The organism is Kribbella sp. NBC_01484, from assembly GCF_036227145.1.
In the GTDB taxonomy this organism is placed as follows: Bacteria; Actinomycetota; Actinomycetes; order Propionibacteriales; family Kribbellaceae; genus Kribbella.
The window spans coordinates 276,273-295,595 of sequence record NZ_CP109437.1 but is presented as its reverse complement, the minus strand read 5'-3'; the positions used below and the strand labels follow the sequence as shown (position 1 = coordinate 295,595).

The 19,323-nt window shown below is 68.7% G+C and carries 21 protein-coding genes; 15 read left to right on the top strand and 6 right to left on the bottom strand.

What is annotated here, in order from left to right:
- Nucleotides 1–108 precede the first annotated feature (108 nt).
- Genes OG555_RS01330 through OG555_RS01320 form a run of 3 tightly spaced genes read left to right on the top strand, consistent with a single transcriptional unit; the run spans nt 109 to nt 2,996 of the window.
- The gene (locus tag OG555_RS01330; RefSeq protein ID WP_329480361.1) at nt 109–1,569 is read left to right on the top strand and encodes a form I ribulose bisphosphate carboxylase large subunit; all 1,461 of its coding nucleotides are present in this window, start codon (nt 109–111) and stop codon (nt 1,567–1,569) included.
- Nucleotides 1,570–1,601: 32 nt separating this feature from the next.
- On the top strand, nt 1,602–2,027 hold the full coding sequence (locus OG555_RS01325) for a ribulose bisphosphate carboxylase small subunit (RefSeq protein WP_328519001.1): 426 nt from the start codon (nt 1,602–1,604) through the stop codon (nt 2,025–2,027).
- Between the two features lie 3 nt (nt 2,028–2,030).
- Entirely contained in the window at nt 2,031–2,996 is a 966-nt protein-coding gene (locus OG555_RS01320) for an AAA family ATPase (RefSeq protein ID WP_329480359.1), read from the top strand.
- Here OG555_RS01320 and OG555_RS01315 read toward each other — a convergent pair.
- On the bottom strand, nt 2,990–3,568 hold the full coding sequence (locus tag OG555_RS01315) for a hypothetical protein (protein ID WP_329480357.1): 579 nt from the start codon (nt 3,566–3,568) through the stop codon (nt 2,990–2,992). The two genes, OG555_RS01320 and OG555_RS01315, sit on opposite strands and share 7 nt — an antisense overlap.
- A 140-nt stretch (nt 3,569–3,708) precedes the next feature.
- Here OG555_RS01315 and OG555_RS01310 point away from each other — a divergent pair, with 140 nt between their 5' ends.
- Nucleotides 3,709–4,083 carry a BlaI/MecI/CopY family transcriptional regulator gene (locus OG555_RS01310; RefSeq protein ID WP_329480355.1) on the top strand — a complete coding sequence of 125 codons (375 nt, stop codon included), beginning with the start codon at nt 3,709–3,711 and terminating at the stop codon, nt 4,081–4,083.
- 16 nt (nt 4,084–4,099) lie between these two features.
- The gene (locus OG555_RS01305; RefSeq protein ID WP_329480353.1) at nt 4,100–4,522 is read left to right on the top strand and encodes a cupin domain-containing protein; all 423 of its coding nucleotides are present in this window, start codon (nt 4,100–4,102) and stop codon (nt 4,520–4,522) included.
- A 16-nt stretch (nt 4,523–4,538) separates the two neighbouring features.
- Here the strand turns inward: OG555_RS01305 and OG555_RS01300 are convergent, their stop codons facing one another.
- The 3 genes from OG555_RS01300 to OG555_RS01290 form a co-directional block, all read right to left on the bottom strand.
- Nucleotides 4,539–5,234, bottom strand: a complete 696-nt coding sequence (locus OG555_RS01300; RefSeq protein ID WP_329480351.1) for a DUF4386 family protein — start codon at nt 5,232–5,234, stop codon at nt 4,539–4,541.
- A 126-nt stretch (nt 5,235–5,360) separates the two neighbouring features.
- Nucleotides 5,361–6,191, bottom strand: coding sequence for an LLM class F420-dependent oxidoreductase (locus OG555_RS01295; RefSeq protein ID WP_329480349.1), 831 nt, complete (start codon nt 6,189–6,191; stop codon nt 5,361–5,363).
- A 105-nt stretch (nt 6,192–6,296) separates the two neighbouring features.
- A complete protein-coding gene (locus tag OG555_RS01290; RefSeq protein ID WP_329480347.1) occupies nt 6,297–7,043 on the bottom strand; it encodes a phosphotransferase in 747 nt (248 codons plus the stop codon).
- A gap of 355 nt (nt 7,044–7,398) precedes the next feature.
- On the opposite strand from OG555_RS01290, the gene ald reads away from it, so the two are divergent.
- The 7 genes from ald to OG555_RS01255 all read left to right on the top strand — a co-directional run bounded on the left by ald (nt 7,399) and on the right by OG555_RS01255 (nt 14,794).
- On the top strand, nt 7,399–8,514 hold the full coding sequence (gene ald, locus OG555_RS01285; protein ID WP_329480345.1) for an alanine dehydrogenase: 1,116 nt from the start codon (nt 7,399–7,401) through the stop codon (nt 8,512–8,514).
- Nucleotides 8,515–8,555: 41 nt separating this feature from the next.
- Nucleotides 8,556–9,443, top strand: coding sequence for a site-specific tyrosine recombinase XerD (gene xerD, locus OG555_RS01280; RefSeq protein WP_329480343.1), 888 nt, complete (start codon nt 8,556–8,558; stop codon nt 9,441–9,443).
- Nucleotides 9,444–10,068: 625 nt separating this feature from the next.
- Nucleotides 10,069–10,980 carry a ParA family protein gene (locus tag OG555_RS01275; protein ID WP_328519012.1) on the top strand — a complete coding sequence of 304 codons (912 nt, stop codon included), beginning with the start codon at nt 10,069–10,071 and terminating at the stop codon, nt 10,978–10,980.
- Entirely contained in the window at nt 10,965–11,345 is a 381-nt protein-coding gene (locus OG555_RS01270; RefSeq protein ID WP_329480341.1) for a hypothetical protein, read from the top strand. Before OG555_RS01275 ends, OG555_RS01270 begins: the two co-directional genes overlap by 16 nt.
- 2 nt (nt 11,346–11,347) lie before the next feature.
- Complete coding sequence (locus tag OG555_RS01265; RefSeq protein WP_405072295.1) at nt 11,348–12,331, top strand: segregation and condensation protein A; 984 nt, start codon at nt 11,348–11,350, stop codon at nt 12,329–12,331.
- 86 nt (nt 12,332–12,417) lie between these two features.
- A complete protein-coding gene (scpB, locus tag OG555_RS01260; protein ID WP_329480339.1) occupies nt 12,418–14,070 on the top strand; it encodes an SMC-Scp complex subunit ScpB in 1,653 nt (550 codons plus the stop codon).
- Complete coding sequence (locus tag OG555_RS01255; RefSeq protein WP_329480337.1) at nt 14,060–14,794, top strand: pseudouridine synthase; 735 nt, start codon at nt 14,060–14,062, stop codon at nt 14,792–14,794. The genes scpB and OG555_RS01255 overlap by 11 nt, the downstream gene beginning before the upstream one ends.
- A gap of 105 nt (nt 14,795–14,899) precedes the next feature.
- Here the strand turns inward: OG555_RS01255 and OG555_RS01250 are convergent, their stop codons facing one another.
- On the bottom strand, nt 14,900–15,088 hold the full coding sequence (locus OG555_RS01250) for a hypothetical protein (protein WP_329480336.1): 189 nt from the start codon (nt 15,086–15,088) through the stop codon (nt 14,900–14,902).
- 127 nt (nt 15,089–15,215) lie between these two features.
- Here OG555_RS01250 and pafA point away from each other — a divergent pair, with 127 nt between their 5' ends.
- From pafA to OG555_RS01235, 3 genes are all read left to right on the top strand, one after another.
- Nucleotides 15,216–16,577 (top strand): Pup--protein ligase, encoded by a 1,362-nt coding sequence (gene pafA / locus OG555_RS01245; protein ID WP_329480334.1) that lies wholly within the window; start codon nt 15,216–15,218, stop codon nt 16,575–16,577.
- A gap of 51 nt (nt 16,578–16,628) precedes the next feature.
- A complete protein-coding gene (locus OG555_RS01240) occupies nt 16,629–17,921 on the top strand; it encodes a GNAT family N-acetyltransferase (protein ID WP_329480332.1) in 1,293 nt (430 codons plus the stop codon).
- Nucleotides 17,922–18,064: 143 nt separating this feature from the next.
- Complete coding sequence (locus OG555_RS01235; RefSeq protein WP_329480330.1) at nt 18,065–19,039, top strand: FKBP-type peptidyl-prolyl cis-trans isomerase; 975 nt, start codon at nt 18,065–18,067, stop codon at nt 19,037–19,039.
- Between the two features lie 54 nt (nt 19,040–19,093).
- On the opposite strand, the gene OG555_RS01230 is transcribed toward OG555_RS01235, so the two are convergent.
- On the bottom strand, nt 19,094–19,300 hold the full coding sequence (locus OG555_RS01230; protein ID WP_329480328.1) for a hypothetical protein: 207 nt from the start codon (nt 19,298–19,300) through the stop codon (nt 19,094–19,096).
- Between the last annotated feature and the right edge of the window lie 23 nt (nt 19,301–19,323).

Below are 19,323 nucleotides of genomic sequence, written 5' to 3'. Positions count from 1 at the left end.
ATGTACCTATCCCTTAATGGTCAGCGGAGAAGTTTCAATTGTAGTTGATGCTTCACCGGAGCAGGCTGGTGCCCGAAGGATCACGCAGACACCGGATGGGAGCAGCCGATGACGACGACCGAGAACGGCGCGAAGGCCAAGGAGCGCTGGGACCCGGGGGTGCAGAGCTACGCCGGGATGGGCTACTGGAACCCCGACTACGAGCCCAAGGAGACCGACGTACTGGCTGTCTTCCGGGTGGCGCCGCAGGACGGCGTCGAGCCGATCGAGGCCGCGGCCGCCGTGGCCGGCGAGTCCTCGACCGCGACCTGGACGGTGGTCTGGACCGACCGGCTGACCGCGAACCACCACTACCAGGCGAAGGCGTATCGGGTGGAGGAGGTGCCCGGGCGGCCGGGTGAGTACTTCGCCTACATCGCCTACGACATCGACCTGTTCGAGGAGGGGTCGATCGCCAACCTGACCTCCTCGATCATCGGCAACGTGTTCGGCTTCAAGCCGCTGAAGGCGCTGCGGCTGGAGGACCTGCGGATCCCGGTCGCGTACGTGAAGACGTTCCAGGGCCCCGCGCACGGGATCGTGATGGAACGCGAGCTGCTCAACAAGTACGGGCGTCCGTTGCTTGGAGCAACCATCAAGCCGAAGCTCGGGCTGTCCGCCCGCAACTACGGCCGGGTCGTCTACGAGGCATGCCGCGGCGGCCTGGACTTCACCAAGGACGACGAGAACATCAACTCGCAGCCGTTCATGCGCTGGCGGGACCGCTTCCTCTACGCGATGGAGGGCGTGAACAAGGCGGTGGCCGAGACCGGTGAGCTCAAGGGCCACTACCTGAACGTGACCGCCGGGACGATGGAGGAGATGTACAACCGGGCCGAGTTCGCCAAGGAGCTGGGCAGCGTCGTCGTGATGATCGACCTGACCATCGGCTACACCGCGATCCAGTCGATGGCGCACTGGGCCCGGCAGAACGGCGTACTGCTGCACCTGCACCGCGCGGGGCACTCGACGTACACCCGGCAGAAGACGCACGGCGTGAGCTTCCGGGTGATCTCGAAGTGGTGCCGGCTGATGGGTGTCGACCACGTCCACGCCGGCACCGTGGTGGGCAAGCTCGAGGGCGACCCGGCGACGACCCGCGGTTTCTACGACACCCTTCGAGAGGACCACGTCGCGAGGAACCCGGAGAACGGGATCTTCTTCGACCAGGACTGGGCCTCGATGCCGGGCGTTCTGCCGGTCGCCTCCGGCGGGATCCACGCCGGCCAGATGCATCAGCTGCTCGACCTGTTCTCCGACGACGTCATCCTGCAGTTCGGCGGCGGCACGATCGGCCACCCGTTCGGGATCGCGGCCGGCGCCGAGGCCAACCGGGTCGCGCTCGAGGCCATGGTCAAGGCACGCAACGAGGGTCGAGACCTGCTCCGTGAGGGGCCTGACGTCCTGCGGGTCGCCGCCAAGTCCTGCGCCCCGCTCGAGGCCGCGCTGTCCACCTGGGGTGACGTCACCTTCGACTACACCAGCACGGACGCCCCCGACGTCGTCCCGACGGCGACAGCCTCCGTCTAGCCCCGATCCGCACCGACTCGAGGAGCATCACCATGCAACTGCGCCACGGGACCTTCTCCTACCTGCCCGACCTCACCGACGACGAGATCGCCGACCAGATCCGCTACGCCCTGCGGCACGGCTGGCCGGTCTCGGTGGAGTACACCGACGACCCGCACCCACGCAACGTCTACTGGGAGATGTGGGGCCTGCCGATGTTCGACCTCGCCGAACCTGACGGGGTCCTTGCCCAGATCAACGAGTGCCGGGCGACGTACCCGAACCACTACGTCCGGGTCCTCGCGTACGACGCGAGCCTCGGGCGTCAGACGACCGCGATGCAGTTCCTCGTGCAGCGGCCCGCCGAGGAGCCCGGCTTCCTGCTCTCCCGGGTCGAGGGGCCGGACCGGACCCAGCGCTACGCCATCTCGTCGTACGCCACGACGCGACCGGCCGGAGCGCGCTACGGGGACGGGTAACAGATGGACGGCTTCGGGTTCCCCCGTGCCGCCGCCACCTCGCCTGAAGAGGTGAGCGCCGAGGCCGCGGAACAGGCGCCGCTGACGGACGATGCCGAGCTCGACCTGTCGGTCGACGAGGCCGCGGCCAGGGTCGAGGAGACCCTGGCCGCCCTCGAGGCAGAGCTGGTCGGGCTGGCCTCGGTCAAGCGCCGGGTGCGCGAGATCGCCTCATTGCTCCTGGTGGATCGGGCGCGCCGTCAGTTCGGGCTGACGTCGTCCCGGCCGACGCTGCACATGAGCTTCACCGGCGGGCCCGGGACCGGGAAGACGACGGTGGCACTCAGGATGGCCGCGATCCTGCACGCACTCGGGTACATCCGTGCGCCGCGCGTACACACCGTCACCCGCGACGACCTCGTCGGCCAGTTCATCGGCCACACCGCGCCGAAGACCAAGGAGGCGATCGCGCGGGCCGCCGGCGGGGTGCTGTTCATCGACGAGGCCTACTACCTCTTCCGGCCCGACAACGAACGGGACTACGGGCAGGAGGTGATCGAGATCCTGCTGACCGAGATGGAGAACGAGCGAGGTGACCTGGTCGTCATCTTCGCCGGCTACCCGGACCGGATGGCCACTTTCTTCTCGGCGAACCCCGGCCTGAGCTCGCGGGTGCCGCATCACATCGAGTTCGAGGACTACGACCACACGGAGCTCGTCCAGATCGCCGATCTGATGCTGACGTCGGAGAACTTCCGCTTCGACGACGCGGCCCAGGCCGCCTTCTCGGAGTACCTGACCCGGCGGATGCAGCGGCCGCGCTTCTCCAACGCCCGCAGCGTGCGCAACGCGATCGAGCGGTGCCGGCTCCGCCAGGCCCGGCGGCTGGTCGAGCTGAGACGCCCGCTGCGCAAGGAGGATCTCATCACGCTGACCGCGGACGACATCTTCGGCAGCAGTGTGTTCCTGGCAGCGAGCGACGCTCAGTAGGCCACCGACGTGACCCTGCCCTCCACCTCGTCCCAGAGCGCGTCGAGCTTCGCACACAGCGTCCGGGCGACGTGGCCCGGAAAGCCGGTGTGGGGCAGGTGCGGGTGGGGACGCGTCGGCGCGGCTGCGACGGCTCGCGTGAACCTTTCCCGCACGCGAGCCTCGTCGTCGGAGTCGAGGTGCTCGCCGAGCATCGCGGCGAGCCGCCGCTCGGCGGCGATGGTCCGCCCGAGGTGGTGGTGGACGCCGGACCACACCGAGGGCCACGGCACCTGGATCGTCTGGGCCTGGCCGTACTCCTTGGCCTTCGCCCGCACCAGCGTCCGTTCCAGCCGGCGGATCGCGCGCAGGTGGTCGCGCACCTCGGCCCGCCCGGCCGGGAGATGCCGCGCGACCGGCGGAAGCAGGATCCAGGTCGCCGCGGCCGTGTGCCGGCTGGCTTGGGCGAGGAATCTGTCGGTGTTCGTCCGCGCCTCGCCGGGCTGGGCCGGCGACCCGCGGTGGGCGGCTGTCCGCAGCAGCGTGAGCAGCGCGGCCTGGCGACCTTCGACTTCGCTCAACAAGGTTTGCATGGTGCACCTCGCGGGTTCGGGGCTGGGGTGCTCCGAGTCTCCGAGCCGTTTCACAAGTGCACAAGGTTGATCTTCGGCTCACCCGTCCGCTCACCCTTCCGGGGCAGGGGCCTGGCGGAATCCGCCGGTACAAAGAGATCGTGGACACATGGACCGGCTCGCCGGCGCGACGCGGCGCCGGTGAACTCGAGAGCGAAGTGCTCGCCGCACTGTGGGCTGCCGAGGGACCACTGTCTCCCGTCGAGGTGCAGGCCGCGATGGCCGGCAACTTGGCCTACAACACGGTGCACACCATCCTGACCAGGCTCGGCCGGAAGCGCCTGGTTGCTCGGGTGCCGGGCGGCTGCCGCGCTCGCTACCGCCCGACCAAGGGCGCCGCGGAGTTCGCGGCGGAGCAGATGCGGGCCGCACTGGGCCAGGGCTCGGATCGCTTGGGGATCCTGCACCGCTTCGTCCGGGCCCTCGACCCGGTCGACAAGGCCACATTGCGAGCACTGCTCGGCGACCCGGGGTAGGTCCGAGAATGGCGTGATGGACAAGCCGGAGTTGGCGACGTTGCTGGACCTCGAGCCGCATCCGGAAGGCGGGTGGTTCCGGGAGACGTGGCGGTCGGCCGTGGAGTTCGAGCCGCCGGGGTACGGCGGTGCCCGGGCCACTGCGACCGCGATCTACTTCCTGTTGGGACCGGGAGAGGAGTCGCAGTGGCATCGCGTCCGGTCGGCGGAGATCTGGCTGTGGCACTCCGGTGGCCCGCTGACGCTGGAGTACGGCGAGTCGCCGGACGTGGCCGAGGCAGTCACTCTCGGGCCGGATGTGACGACGGGGCAACAACCTCAGGTGGTGATCCCGGCCGGCGCATGGCAGGCAGCACGGCCGGCCGGAGACGCGGCCGTGCTGGTGTCATGCGTGGTGTCGCCCGGTTTCGACTTCGCCGACTTCACGCTTCAGCGCTGAAGCGGCCGGCCCGGGATCACATCTGCGGTACGGCGGCCTCCCCGGTGGACACCTCCGGAAGGTGCTCGCGGACCATGAAGCCACCCGCGCAGGCGATCCAGACCGCGGACAGCAGCAACGGGATCGTGCTCATCAAGGTGCCGCCGGCAACGAACACGCCGTGGGTTGCGAACACGCCGAACGCGCCGGCGAACGACACCAAGGCGGCCAGCAGAGCCAGATAGCCCAGCCAGTTCGGCATCAGGTGGGTGCGCATCACGCCGATCCCGGCCGCCGCCAGCGGGAGCGCGGCGGCGACGCCGATCATCGTCGTCATCACCGCGGTGACGTCGTACATCAGCATCGTGATCGCCACGTTCCGGCCGCCGATGCTGAACACGGTCGCCGCGGTGAGTGCCGCGTTCACGAAGATCGCGGCGCCGACCAGCACCGAACCGGCCAGCAGCGCCAGGTGGACGTCACTGCGCTCGTTCCGTTCCCGGATCGCCTCGGCGAAGGCGGCGGCGAACCAGATCACCAGTCCGGCCGCGGCAGCCCACAGGAGCGCGCTGAACAGGATCGTCGTCCGGTGGTCGTTCAGCCAGCCACTGATCGTGCTGTCCGAGTCGGCGACGGTCGGAGGGTTGCCGGGCAGGAATCTGCCCAGGAGAGCCAGGACGACGAAGGCCAGTCCGGCGAAGCCGCCCCACCTCAACTCGTGTCGCTCAGTCATGGGGAAACACCTCCAAGGAGCACCGCGAAGTGCGGTGCATCTACTGCCGATGTTCCCCCGTTCCGGCCGGGAATCAAGGGGTGCCGTCCGGCGAACAGGCGCGTCGTCGGACGGCTCCGCGAACCCCTACTGGAGAACGGTTGCCAGCGCCTCGTACCCGGGCAGCAGGTCGACTCCTTCCCGGCCCAGTTGCTGGATCACGACATGGTCCGCACCCGCGTCCAGATGGGCCTTCAGCCCCGCCGCGATCTCGACCGCCGTGCCGTGCAGCACGAGCGCGTCGACCAGCCGGTCGCTCCCGCCGTCGGCGATGTCCTCGCCGGTGAACCCGAGCCGCTCGAGGTTCGAGACGTAGTTGCTGAGCTGCAGGTACGACGCCAGGTAGTCGCGACCGGTCGAGCGCGCGATCTCCGGATCGGTCTCCAGCACGACCTTCTGCTCCGGCGCCAGCAGCACTCCGCCGCCGAGCGTACGGCGTGCTTCCCGGGTGTGCTCCGGCGTCGTCAGGTACGGCAGCGCGCCCGCGGTCCGGGTCGCCGCGAGCTGCAGCACCTTCGGGCCGAGCGCGGCCAGCGCCCGCCGGTCGACCGGGACCTTCGCGTCGTCCAGGTCGTCGAGGTAGCCGACGATGGTCTGGTACGGCGACCGGTACGCGCCGGTGCGCTCCGGGTGACCGATGCCGACCCCGAGCAGGAACCGGCCCGGGTAGTCGTCCTCCAGCCGGTGGTACGACGCCGCCACGTCGGCCGCCGGCGTCTTCCACATGTTCACGATGCTGGTGCCGACGGCAACGGACTTCGTTGACGCCAGCAACACTTCCGCATCGCGCAGATCGGCCTCCGGGGAGGCACCCAGCCACAACGTTCCGTACCCGGCCTGCTCCAGCCCCGCCGCCAGTTCCGGACCCCAGTGCTGGGGTCCGTGCCAGACCCCGTACCGTCCCAGTTCGACCGCCACGCCGTACTCCTCTCGTCGTCCTACTCAGGGTGCAACTGGGAGCGGGCGGGCTCCATTCCAAGCATCCCCGACCGGCTGGAGGGGCCGTCAATGATCGCTGTCACGTCAGAGGTGGGCGGCGATCTCCGGAACGCGGCGCCGCAGGTCGGTCAATCGACGCTCGGTGCGCCCGGGCTCGCCGACCGTGGCCAGATTGAGCAGGCCGGGGTCGCCCGCAACCTGGCCGGCGCGGATGACGCGGGCCGATCGTTGCGCCCGGATCGGAGCGCCCTCGAGGATCTGCAGCGGCGTGAACACATCACCGCCGTACGCGTCGGCCATCAGGCGCAGCCGCGCGGCCTGGTAGGCGGGATCCATCGGCAGTGCGAGGGGGACCGTGTTCCACGCGGTGAAGGCGATGTCGTCCAGGGGGACGCCCGCACCGGCCATGTCCCAGTCGATCACGCCGCTGAAGCCGGACTCGGTGCCGATCCAGTTGTAGTACCCGTAGTCGTGCATGCAGATGATCTGATCGGCCGCGAGTTCACCCCGGCTGGTCCGCCAGACGATCTCACCCTTCGGCCGGTACGACGCCACGACCCGGTGATATCCGGCCAGCCAGCGCATGGCATCCGCGAGCACGTCATCGGGTACTTCGGGGCCGTACGACGTACCCGGGAGGTAGTCGAGGATCTCGCGGCCCTGGTCGTCGAACCCGAGCACCCGCGGGAGGCCGGTCAGGCCGGCGTCCGCCAGGTAGTTGAGCAGGCTGTGAACTGCCGGCGTCCACGCGCCGGTCGCGCGCCGTACCGTGTCGCCGACCCGGACCGCGCCACCGACGTTGCCGCCCGGGAGGGCGATCTCAGCGTCCATGTCAGAACCTTCCCTGAAGCGATTGAGATGCGGGTACCGGAAGAGCACGAACCGTCGCTCTTCGAGGCAGTGCAAAACTGGGGTTAAGACAGAAGTAGAGATTGCGTCAAGATTGCGCAAAGCCTGCGGGGTAAGGGATTCCGGTGTAAACGTCACGGACTGCCACCGCGTCTTACAAGAGTGTAACCGAACCGCCGGGGGGTGTTCCGCGAGTCATGCAGCGATCAGACCATCCGTTCAGGTGGTATGAACCTTGCGGGCTTACACTCAGCAGCGACCTGGCATCACCCCTCACGCCGGGCCGCGGACACAACGACGTGGGCCGCACACCTGGATTGTGAAAGAAGGGCGAGTTGTGAAGGTCGGAGTTCCGAAGGAAGTCAAGAACCACGAGTATCGGGTGGCGATCACCCCGTCCGGCGTGCACGAGTTCGCGCGCGCCGGGCACGAGGTTCTGATCGAGCAAGGCGCGGGGGACGGTTCGCTGATCCCCGATGACGAGTTCGTCGCGGCCGGGGCGCGGATCGTGCCGACGGCGGACGACGTCTGGGCGGACGCTGAGCTGGTGCTCAAGGTGAAGGAGCCGGTGGCCGAGGAGTACCACCGGATGCGCAAGGACCAGGTCCTGTTCACCTATCTGCACCTGGCTGCCAGCGCCGAGACCACCGAGGCGCTGCTGTCGTCGGGTATCACCGGGATCGCCTACGAGACGGTCCAGCTTCCGGACGGATCGCTGCCACTGCTGGCCCCGATGAGCGAGGTGGCCGGCCGGCTCGCCCCGCAGGCCGGCGCCTACCACCTGATGCGCAACGGCGGTGGCCGCGGTGTGCTGATGGGCGGCGTCTCCGGCGTGCACCCGGCCCGCGTGGTGATCATCGGCGCGGGTGTCGCCGGGATGAACGCGGCCGCGATCGCGCTCGGCATGCAGGCGCAGGTGCAACTGTTCGACCGCAACATCGCGCGGCTGCGCGAGGCCGACCGGATCTACCAGGGTCACCTGCTGACGATCGCCGCGAACTCGTACGAGATCGAGCGCGCGGTGCTCGAGGCCGACCTGGTCATCGGCGCGGTGCTGGTGCCGGGCGCGAAGGCGCCGAAGATCGTCACCAACGACATGGTGCGGCGGATGAAGCCGGGCAGCGTGCTCGTCGACATCGCGATCGACCAGGGCGGCTGCTTCGAGGACTCGCACCCGACCACACACGCCGACCCGGTGTACAAGGTGCACGACTCGCTGTTCTACTGCGTCGCGAACATGCCCGGCGCGGTGCCGAACACCTCGACGTACGCACTCACCAACGTGACCCTGCCGTACGCGATCGAGCTGGCGAACCTGGGCTGGCGGGAGGCCCTGAAGCTGGACCACAGCCTGGCGCTCGGCCTGAACACGTTCGACGGTCACGTCACCTACGGCCCGGTCGCCGACGCGCACAACCTGCCCCAGCGGAAGCTCGACGAGGTGCTGGTCTGAGCATCGCCCGGGCGGTCGGCGCGTACCTGGACCACCTGACGGTGGAGCGCGGCCTGGCTGCGAACACCCTGGCGTCGTACCGGCGTGACCTGCGCCGGTACGGCGACTACCTCGCGGCCGCCGGGATCGACGACCTCGGCCGGATCACAGAGGCCGTGGCGAGCGACTTCCTGATGCGGTTGCGGGAGGGCGACGCCGACCATCCGCCACTCACCGCATCCAGTGCGGGCCGGACTGTGGTCGCCGTCCGCGGGTTCCATCGGTTCTGTTTGCGGGAAGGGCTGACCGCGGTGGATCCCGCGGCCGCGGTCAAGCCGCCGGCGCCGCCGCAACGGTTGCCGAAGGCACTGTCTGTGGACGAGGTGACGCGGATCCTTGCCGCTGCCGCCGGGGCGGAGGCGGAGCCGGCCATCTTGGCCACCCGGGACGCTGCTCTGCTGGAGTTTCTCTACGGCACGGGTGCCCGCATCTCCGAGGCGGTCGGGCTGGACGTGGACGACATCGACCTGGAGGCCGGTGCGGTCCTGCTGCGGGGCAAAGGCAGTAAGGAACGCGTCGTCCCGGTCGGGTCCTACGCCCGCGAGGCGCTGTCGGCGTACCAGGTCCGCGGCCGTCCAGACCTGGTACGGCGGGGGCACGGGACGCCGGCGCTGTTCCTCAACGCACGGGGCGGTCGGCTGTCGCGGCAGAGTGCGTGGACGGTACTGCGCCGGGCCGCACAGCGCGCGGGGATCGCGAAAGAGATCTCACCGCACACACTGCGGCACTCCTTCGCGACACATCTCCTGGACGGCGGCGCCGACGTCCGCGTGGTCCAGGAGCTCCTGGGCCACGCCTCAGTCACGACCACTCAGGTCTACACGCTGGTCACCGTCGACAAGCTCCGTGAGGTCTACGCAACGTCCCATCCGAGGGCGCTGTCCTCGTAGGGTGTCGAGCGTGGGGCGTGACTCGCGCTGTCCGCGTGCCAGTTGCTGGGGGCTTGAACAGCAACCCGGGTGTTGGCACAGGAAATAGCCTGTTCAAGGCCCCGGTGGTGTGGGTCAGCCCACGAGACGTGGCACGGACCAGGCGGTTCGCGTCGTACGAGCGGCTCGTGAAACGGTAGGCCCGATGCGGCCGATCCGGGGACGGTGTGCGATCATCTGACTACGGTCGGTCATCCGGACGCGGTGATCGGCCGGGTCCGGAGCTTTGTCGACAAACAGCCCCACCCCGGTGCGGAGTGGCTGGTTGAGAGTGCTTGAATGCACGCTTACAGTCGCTGGGATCGCCCGTATCGGTTGAAAGGTTTGACGAGTCATGAACGAGTCGACATTCCCGGGCACCGAGCACCTGCCGACCCCGGCCCGACCGATAGCGCCGACGGTCGCTCAGGCGGGCGCTGCGCCGTACCAGTCCACCTCCTACGGCCACGAGCCGCCGGCAGGCAGGCACGCGGCCCCGACGCAACCGGCAGCAGCGCAACCGAACGAGGCACAACCGAACAGCACCACCTCTCCGCGCCCGGCGCAGCCGCAGCGGAACCTGACCCCACCCGACAACTATGCGGAGATGCCGAGGCCGACGGCCAAGCTCACCGCGGAGGACATCGCACCTGTGAATGACGCGCACGGTCCGAGGAACAAGATCGGACCGACCGGCCGGCCGGTGCCCGACCTGCCGATGCCGCAGCGGCCGACGAAGACAGGGCCGGCGCAGGTGATCGCGATGTGCAACCAGAAGGGTGGCGTCGGCAAGACCACCACCACGATCAATCTTGGCGCGGCGATCGCCGAGACCGGTCGCAAGGTGCTGCTGATCGACTTCGACCCGCAGGGTTCGGCCTCGATCGGTCTCGGCGTGCAGCCGCACGACCTGGAGCTGTCGGTCTACAACCTGCTGATGCAGCGCGACATCACCCCGGACGAGGTGATCCGTCCGACCCGGGTGGAGAACCTCGATCTGCTCCCGGCCAACATCGACCTGTCCGCGGCCGAGGTGCAGCTGGTCCAGGAGGTCGCCCGCGAGTACACCCTGCAGCGCGTGCTCGAGCCGATCGTCCCGAACTACGACGTGATCCTGATCGACTGCGCGCCGTCGCTCGGCCTGCTCACCGTGAACGCGCTGACCGCGTCGAACGGCATCGTCGTACCGCTGGAGTGTGAGTTCTTCGCGCTCCGTGGGCTGGCCATGCTGACCGACACGATCGGCAAGGTGCAGGACCGGCTGAACCCGAAGCTGGAGATCGTCGGCATCCTCGGGACCATGTTCGACGGGCGCACGACGCACGCCCGCGAGGTGCTCGACCGGGTCGTCCAGGCCTTCGACGAGCGCGTGTTCCACACTGTCATCCGGCGTACCGTCAAGTTCCCCGAGACCACGGTCGTCGGCGAACCGATCACGACGTACGCCCCCTCGTCCCAAGCGGCTACCCAGTACCGCGACCTTGCCAAGGAGGTGCTGGCGCGTTGTCCCGCCGGGTGAGCCTGCCAGGTGCCAGTGAACTCTTCGGGGGTGCGGCACCGAAGCAGACCAGACCCGAGAAGCGCACCACCACTGACGGCCCGGCGCCGGGCGGAGTCCGCGCGCGCACAGCCGTCGTCGACGACCGCAAGTCCAGCGGTCGGGTCCGGCACGACACGAAGATCACCGTGTACGTGACGGAGGAGGAGCTGCTCGGCCTGGAACAGACCAGACTCGCGCTACGTGCCGAGCACGGGTTGATGGCCGACCGCGGCCGGATCGTCCGCGAGGCGATCGACGTCCTGCTGGCCGATTTCGTCGACCACGGGCCGGACTCGGTGCTGGTACGGCGGCTCGAGGCCGCGGAGCTCAAGGGCCCGGAGTGACCGTGTCCTCGGACTCGCTGCCCTTGGACCTGCCCGCCACCGACGGTGGGTCGACTGTTGCTGAGGGCAAGGGGTTCAGCGTCCACCTGGTCAACTTCGAGGGGCCGTTCGACCTGCTCCTGCAGCTGATCAGCAAGCACAAGCTGGACATCACCGAGATCGCGCTCTCGGTGATCACCGACGACTTCATCGCCCACATCAAGGCGCTCGGGTCGGAGTGGGACCTGGACCAGACGTCGGAGTTCCTGCTGATCGCGGCGACCCTGCTGGACCTGAAGGCCGCTCGGCTGCTGCCGAAGGGTGAGGTCGAGGACGACGAGGACCTCGCGCTGCTGGAGGCGCGGGATCTGTTGTTCGCGCGGCTGCTGCAGTACCGCGCGTTCAAGCAGATCGCGGCGCTGGCGCAGGAGCGGATGGCGCTGGAGGCCCGGCGCTTCCCGCGGGCCGTCGGGATGGAGCCGCGGTTCGCGGAGCTGCTGCCGGAGGTGCTGCTCGGGATCGACCCGGCCGGACTGGCCGCGCTGGCAGCACGTGCGCTGGCGCCGAAGACCGACGTACCCGAAGGTGTGTCGCTCGCCCACCTGCACGCGCCGACGGTGACGGTCCGCGAACAGGCTGTGGTGATCGTGGACCGGCTGCGGCGCCAACGCAGTACGACGTTCCGCGCGCTGGTGGCCGATTCGCCGGACACCGTGACGACGGTGTGCCGCTTCCTTGCCTTGCTGGAGCTCTTTCGCGAATCGGCGGTCATCTTCGACCAGGTGACGCCGTTGGGCGAGCTGACGATTCGCTGGACGGGCACCGACGAGGGCGAGATCGACGTCTCCGACGAGTTCGACGAGGAATCCAAACCCGAGCCCGAGGACGGCGAGGCCCCCGTGGTCTCCGACGAAACCCCCTTCCTCGAACCCGGCGAATCCCTCACTGCAGAAGACGACCCCGCCCCCCACCCGGCCGAAGACCCCACCGAGACGGCAAACCAGTGACCGAACCAACCCCAACCACCCCCGAGACCCTCGTCACCGGGGACGCTGCCCCGCCCACAGCAACCCCCACCGCCCAGCCTGCGGACGTGGAACTCGAGCCCACGAACCACGCGGTCCTGAATGCGGAGGAGGCCGACGACACCACCTCGTCGGCGGAGTCCGGGGAGGTTATTGCCCCCGAATCGGGCAGCAATCCTCCCCAAGCCGGTGCGACTTCCCCGGACAACCCGGCTGCTTCCGCGGAGGACGACGTACCGGGTCACGACGTGGTGGGGGATGAGGACTACCTGCCGCCGGGGCAGACGGAGGTGCCGGTCGGCGACGAGGTGGTGATCGACGACGACACCATGCGCCGGGCGCTCGAGGCGATCCTGATGGTGACGGACGAGCCGCTGCCTGTGCTCACATTGGCCCGCGCGGTCGGCCGCCCGACAGGAGATGTGTCAGCGGCGCTGGCGACACTGGCAGCGGAGTACACCGAGCAGGGCCGGGGGTTCGACCTGCGTGAGGTGGGTGGCGGCTGGCGCTACTACACCCGCGTCGAGGCAGCGCCGTACGTCGAGCGCTTCGTCCTGGACGGCCAACAGGCGCGCCTGACTCAAGCAGCCCTCGAAACCCTCGCCGTGGTCGCGTACAAGCAACCGGTCAGCCGCGCCCGCGTCTCCGCCATCCGCGGCGTGAACGTGGACGGCGTCGTCCGAACCCTGGTAGCCCGAGGCCTGGTCGAAGAAGCCGGCGCCGACACCGAGTCCCAGGCGATCCTCTACCGCACCACCTCGTACTTCCTGGAACGCATGGGCATGCAGTCCCTCGACGACCTCCCCGAGCTGGCCCCCTACCTCCCCGACATGGACGACATCGAGGACGAACTAGCCGCCCAAACCCTCCCACCCACTCCGGAGCCCGCTCCGTCGCCGGACGCAGACGACGAGTCGCGTACGCCGCCTCCCGCCGAAGCCGACGTGCAAGAGTCGCCGGCCGTCAGCATCGACGCGGACCTGAACACAACCGAAGCCGACGACCTCGAGCCGGCCGCCGACCAACGGCAGTCGTCGGCCGACACGGACGAGCCAGCTGAGGAAGGCGAGCCCACGGGCTGGTCCGGCACGGCGTCCGCCGACCGAGCTGGCGCGGAGGAGTCCGGTGCGGCGTCCGCCGACGAACCTGCTGCGGACGACCCGGCCACCGGCGTCGACGGCGATCACACCACCGCCGAGCCGGCCGACCGCGAGGTCGACCCCGACGACGCCGAGCCGACGCCGGCCGACGACGTGGAGACGGGAATCAACCGGGATCGGAGCACCACCGAGCCGATCGACCGTGAGGTCGAGCATGAGTCCGGCGACGCCGATCCTGGTGACGAAAGCGAGTCGGTTGACGCTGACGCGATGGAGTCGTCGGCGGAGACGGACGAGCCCACCGACGGAGCGGAGCCGGCCGATCAGGCCGAGCTGACACCAGCCGACGACACGGAGCCGGCGGACGAGGTCGAGCTGACGCCAACCGACGCAGCGGAGTCGGTGGGCGAGGCTGAGCTGACGCTTACCGACGACACGGAGCCGGCGGACGAGGTTGAGCTGACGCCAACCAACGAAGCGGAGTCGGCGGACGAGGCAGAGCTGACGCTTACCGACGACGCAGAGTCGGTGGACGAGGCTGAGTCGGCGCCGGTAGGCGACGCGGGGGAGCGCATTGCCGGGCGTGAGGCGGCGGAGTTGGGTGTGCGGGATGGGGGATGAGACCGGGATTCGGTTGCAAAAGGTTTTGGCTCAGGCGGGGGTGGCCAGTCGGCGGAATGCCGAACTGCTGATCGAGCAGGGGCGGGTCGAGGTCGACGGGGTGGTGGTGACCGAGTTCGGGGTGCGGGTGGATCCTGAGGTTTCCGTCATTCGGGTGGACGGGGAGCGGATCCCGCCGGTCAGCGCTCACGTCTACCTCGTACTGAACAAGCCACGCGGCGTGGTCACGACGATGTCGGACCCGGAAGGCCGTCCGTGCATCGCGGACTACGTGCAGGATCGCCCGGAGCGCCTGTTCCACATCGGCCGCCTCGACACCGACACCGAAGGCCTGCTGCTACTCACCAACCACGGCGAATTCGCCCACCGCCTCGCGCATCCGTCGTACGAGGTCTCCAAGACGTACGTCGCCGAAGTCGAAGGCAACGTCAAGCCCGGGGTGCTCCGCAGACTCCTCGACGGTGTGCAACTCGACGACGGCCCGGCCCAAGCCGACACCGTCAAGGTCATCTCCAGCATCCGCGGCCGCACTCTCATCCAGATCACCCTGCACGAGGGCCGCAACCGCATCGTCCGCCGCATGTTCGACGCCATCGGGCACCCGGTCAAACGCCTCACCCGCACCGCCATCGGCCCCGTCCGCCGCGGCAACCTCCACACCGGCGAACTCCGCCTCCTGGACCCCAAAGAACTAGGCCAACTCCTCGACATCGTCGACCTCTAGCTGTCCCCGGTCCGGGTGAGACCGCACGTGCTTTCCGGAAACAAATGGCCGCCAGGTGACCGGGATGTTCCGGAAAGCCGCAAGCCCGGAGCGAGGGTGATGTTGTTATTCGCCGTACAACGTTGGGGCTTCTGAGCCGGCGTAGTAGCGGAAGTAGGTGTCGTCGGAGAAGGCGGCGAAGGTGCTGCCAGCCTGCCCCAGGCCCTTGATGACTGTCGCCGCGCCGTTGGCGTGGCCGACGGCATACAGGTAGGCCGTTCGGGTCGTCAACACATGCAGCTCGATGCCGATCATGGGCGAGAGGTTAGGGGCTCAAGGGCCCGGTGTTTGGCGCCTCCGGTCGCATCAATGGGGTAACACCGGGGTACGGCGCGCCTGAGACATGGCCCGGTTGTCGGAGCAGCGCCGTAGTGTGGGTGATGTGAACCGGCGAATCTTCGGTCTGGAGAACGAGTACGGCGTCACCTGTACCTTTCGCGGTCAGCGCCGACTGACCCCCGATGAGGTGGCGCGGTACCTGTTTCGGCGGGTTGTGTCCTGGGGGCGGAGCAGCAATGTCTTCCTCCGCAACGGGGCCCGGCTCTACCTCGACGTGGGGTCCCACCCGGAGTACGCGACCGGTGAGTGCGACTCGGTCACCGACCTGATCGCGCACGACAAGGCCGGTGAGCGGATCCTCGAGGGTCTGCTGGTCGACGCGCAGAAGCGGCTGCACGACGAGGGCATCTTCGGCGACGTCTACCTGTTCAAGAACAACACCGACTCGGCCGGCAACAGCTACGGCTGCCACGAGAACTACCTGGTCAGCCGGCACGGCGACTTCGCCAAGCTCGCCGACGTGCTGATCCCGTTCCTGGTCACCCGGCAGCTGATCTGCGGCGCCGGCAAGGTGCTGCAGACGCCGCGCGGCGCGGTCTACTCCGTGTCCCAGCGCGCCGAGCACATCTGGGAGGGCGTCTCGAGCGCGACCACCCGGTCCCGCCCGATCATCAACACCCGCGACGAGCCGCACGCGGACGCCGAGCGGTTCCGCCGGCTGCACGTGATCGTCGGCGACTCGAACATGTCCGAGACCACGATGCTGCTGAAGGTGGCCAGCACCGATCTCGTGCTGAGGATGATCGAGGCCGGCATCGTGATGCGCGATCTCACCCTGGACAACCCGATCCGCGCCATCCGCGAGATCAGCCACGACATGACCGGCCGCCGCGAGGTCCGGCTGGCGAACGGTCGCGAGGCGAGCGCGCTGGACATCCAGGGCGAGTACCTGAGCAAGGCCCGCGACTTCGTCGACCGGCGCGAGCTCGGGACGCCGGCGGTCGAGCGCGCGCTGAACCTGTGGGAGCGGACGCTGAAGGCGATCGAGTCCGGCGACCTGTCCGGGATCGAGCGCGAGATCGATTGGGTGATCAAGTACCGGCTGATCGAGCGCTACCGGTCGCAGAACAACCTCGGCCTGGCCAGCCCGCGGGTCGCGCAGCTCGACCTGGCGTACCACGACATCCACCGGCCGCGCGGCCTCTACTACCTGCTCGAGCGCAAGGGCGCGGTCACCCGAGTGGTCGACGACCTGCGGGTCTTCGAGGCGAAGTCGGTGCCGCCGCAGACCACCCGGGCCCGGCTGCGCGGTGAGTTCATCAAGCGCGCGCAGGAGCGTCGCCGCGACTTCACCGTCGACTGGGTGCACCTGAAGCTGAACGACCAGGCCCAGCGGACCGTGCTGTGCAAGGATCCGTTCAAGTCGCACGACGAGCGCGTGGAGAAACTCATCGCCAGCATGTAGTCCTCGGCTAAATCATGTGTCCGGCCGGCGCCCGCGGCGTACAACAACCGCATGGCGATCGAGATCCGGCCGGTCACCCCGGCCGAAACCAGGGAGTACCTGCGCGTCCTGCCGTACGTGAACGGCCTCCCCCAGGAGGAGCCCGAACCATCCGCCTGGTACGCCGGTCACGCTGCCTGGCCACCGCAGGTCCCAGCGACCGAGGAAATGCTGGACCAGTACGTCGAGGAGGCGCAGAGCGACTGGTTCCGACCGCAGGCCGCGTTCGTGGACGGCAGGATCGCCGGTGGGTCGGCGATCGTGTCGGTCCAGGTCACGCTGCCCGGCGGGCGCCAGGTTCCGCTCGGCGGTGTCACGGCTACCGCGGTGCTACCGACGTACCGGCGGCGCGGGCTGTTGCGGAGGATCATGACCGCGATGTTGGACGACTGCCGGCAGCGTGGTGAGTTCCTGGCCGGGCTGAGTGCGAGTGAGGGCACGATCTACGGCCGGTACGGGTTCGCTCCGGCGACATTCCAGCATCGCTGGGAGGTACGTCGTACCGACGCCGTCTTCCGTGCGGACTTCGCTGACCCGGGTTCGCTCGAGCTGGTGGACGGTACGGTCGCAGCCGGCGTTTGGCCGGTTTTGCACGAGCAGGTGCGGGCTGTGCGAGTGGGGGAGATCAGTCCGCTGCCTGGCAAGTGGGACGGGCTTGCGACGGGTGTTCTGCCCGCGGACGGGTCCGGACCGGCGCATCACCTCGTGCATCGGGACCCCAGTGGTGGTGTCGATGGTGCGGCGTTGTTCCGGCTGCCATGGTCGCCGGACCCTGAGCAGGTCGGCGTACTGCAGGTCGAGGCGTTTGAGGCGCTCACCTTGGATGCCTACCGGGCGTTGTGGGGACTACTGCTCGACTTCGACCTCACCAAGCGGGTTGTCGCGGCCAGGCGTCCGGTCGACGAACCACTCCGCTGGATGCTGACCAACCCCAGGGCGCTGAAGCTCACGCGAACACGTGACAACCTCTGGCTGCGGATCCTCGACGTACGAGAAGCACTGGAGGCTCGCACGTACGCCGCCAGTGGTTCGCTGATCCTGGATGTGTCCGACGACCTGTGCGGGTGGAACGCCGGGCGCTGCCGGCTGGATGCGTCGCCGGAGGGAGCTACCTGCTCGCCGGCTGAGGAGTCGGCAGACATCAGCCTGAGCGTGAACGAATTGGGTTCGCTGTACCTCGGTGGGGTCCGCGCGAGTGAACTGGCCCACGCCGGGCGGATCGGTGAACACCGCACCGGGGGTGTAGCCCTGCTGGACGCTCTGTTGCGACCGGACCGTGCACCGCACAACGCAGTCGGCTTCTGAGCGGTGTGACTGTACGTGGTGTGATGCAACGGTGACTCGGGCGGCCGGTGGCACGGTTGGACGTGCAGGCTAGGGTGGGCGGCGTTATTGCCCCTGAGTCGAGCGGCGCGGAGCGCGTCGGGATGTATCGAGGTGCTGGTTTCGTGCGCAAGTTGTTGAGTCTGGTCGCGGTTGCGGCGCTGGGGGCGTCCCTGGTGGCCTGCGGCTCCGATGGTAAGTCCGATTTCGGGGCGGGCGGGGTCAAGGTGACCTCGGACTTCGGTCAGAAGCCAACCGTCACCCACCGCGAAGGTGACCCGGACAAGACCCTGGTGACCGAGGTCCTCAAGGAGGGCGACGGGCCGGAGGTCAAGAAGGGTGAACTGCTCACCGCGAACTACCTCGGCCAGATCTGGCGCGACGGCAAGGTCTTCGACAACTCCTACGACCGCGGTGCGCCGTCGTCGTTCCCGATCGGGGTCGGCGGGGTCATCTCCGGCTGGGACGAGGGCCTGGTCGGGAAGAAGATCGGCAGCCGCGTGATGCTGTCCATCCCGTCCGACAAGGGCTACAAGTCGACCGGCAACGAGCAGGCCGGCATCAAGGGTGACGACACGCTGATCTTCGTCGTCGACCTGGTCGGTGCGTCCGCCAACGACACCCCGCTCGACGCGAGCGAGGTTCCCCCGTCGACGCCGACCAAGATCACCGTCAGCGGCCCGCTGAACGCCGAGCCGAAGGTGACGGTCGCGGCCGGCACCAAGCCGCCGGCGAAGCCGGGCAAGCCGGTCGTGTTCGCGCTCGGCAAGGGCAAGCCGATCGAGAAGGGCAGCCAGCTGATCGGCCGGTACGTCGTGTACGACTACACCGGTAAGAAGCAGGCCAGCACCTGGGACGGTCAGCCCGCCGCCAACGGCCAGCCCGCACAGCCGGGTGCGCCGACCGACCAGCTCCAGGTGGGCCCCGGCCCGTCCGGCCAGACGGGTGCGCTCGACGGTCTCGCCGGCATCCCGATCGGCAGCCGCGTCCTGGTCGAGCTCCCGCCGTCGAAGGACCAGGCAGGCAAGGCGATCAACGCCTTCGCGGTCATCGACATCCTGAACGCCTTCCCGGCCCCCAAGCAGCAGCCGGGCCAGTAGTACAAGCGTTCCGAAGGCCGGTCTCCCGAATGGGGGACCGGCCTTCGGCTTGTGTCAGCGGTGGAACCAGCGGGCGGTCTGGGGATGAAGGGTGAAGGCCAGGGCCGTCAGGACCGCGGTGAGGTGGACCCAGCGGAGGACGGCGATGGTGAAGAAGGTGGCGGACCAGTCGACGGTGGAGAGGTCGCCGTTCTGGATCAGCCAGCCGATCGGTTCGGACACCAGTGACGCGACCCCGACCGTGCCCAGAAGCCCGGCCACCAAATAGTCGCCGCAGAAGCCGT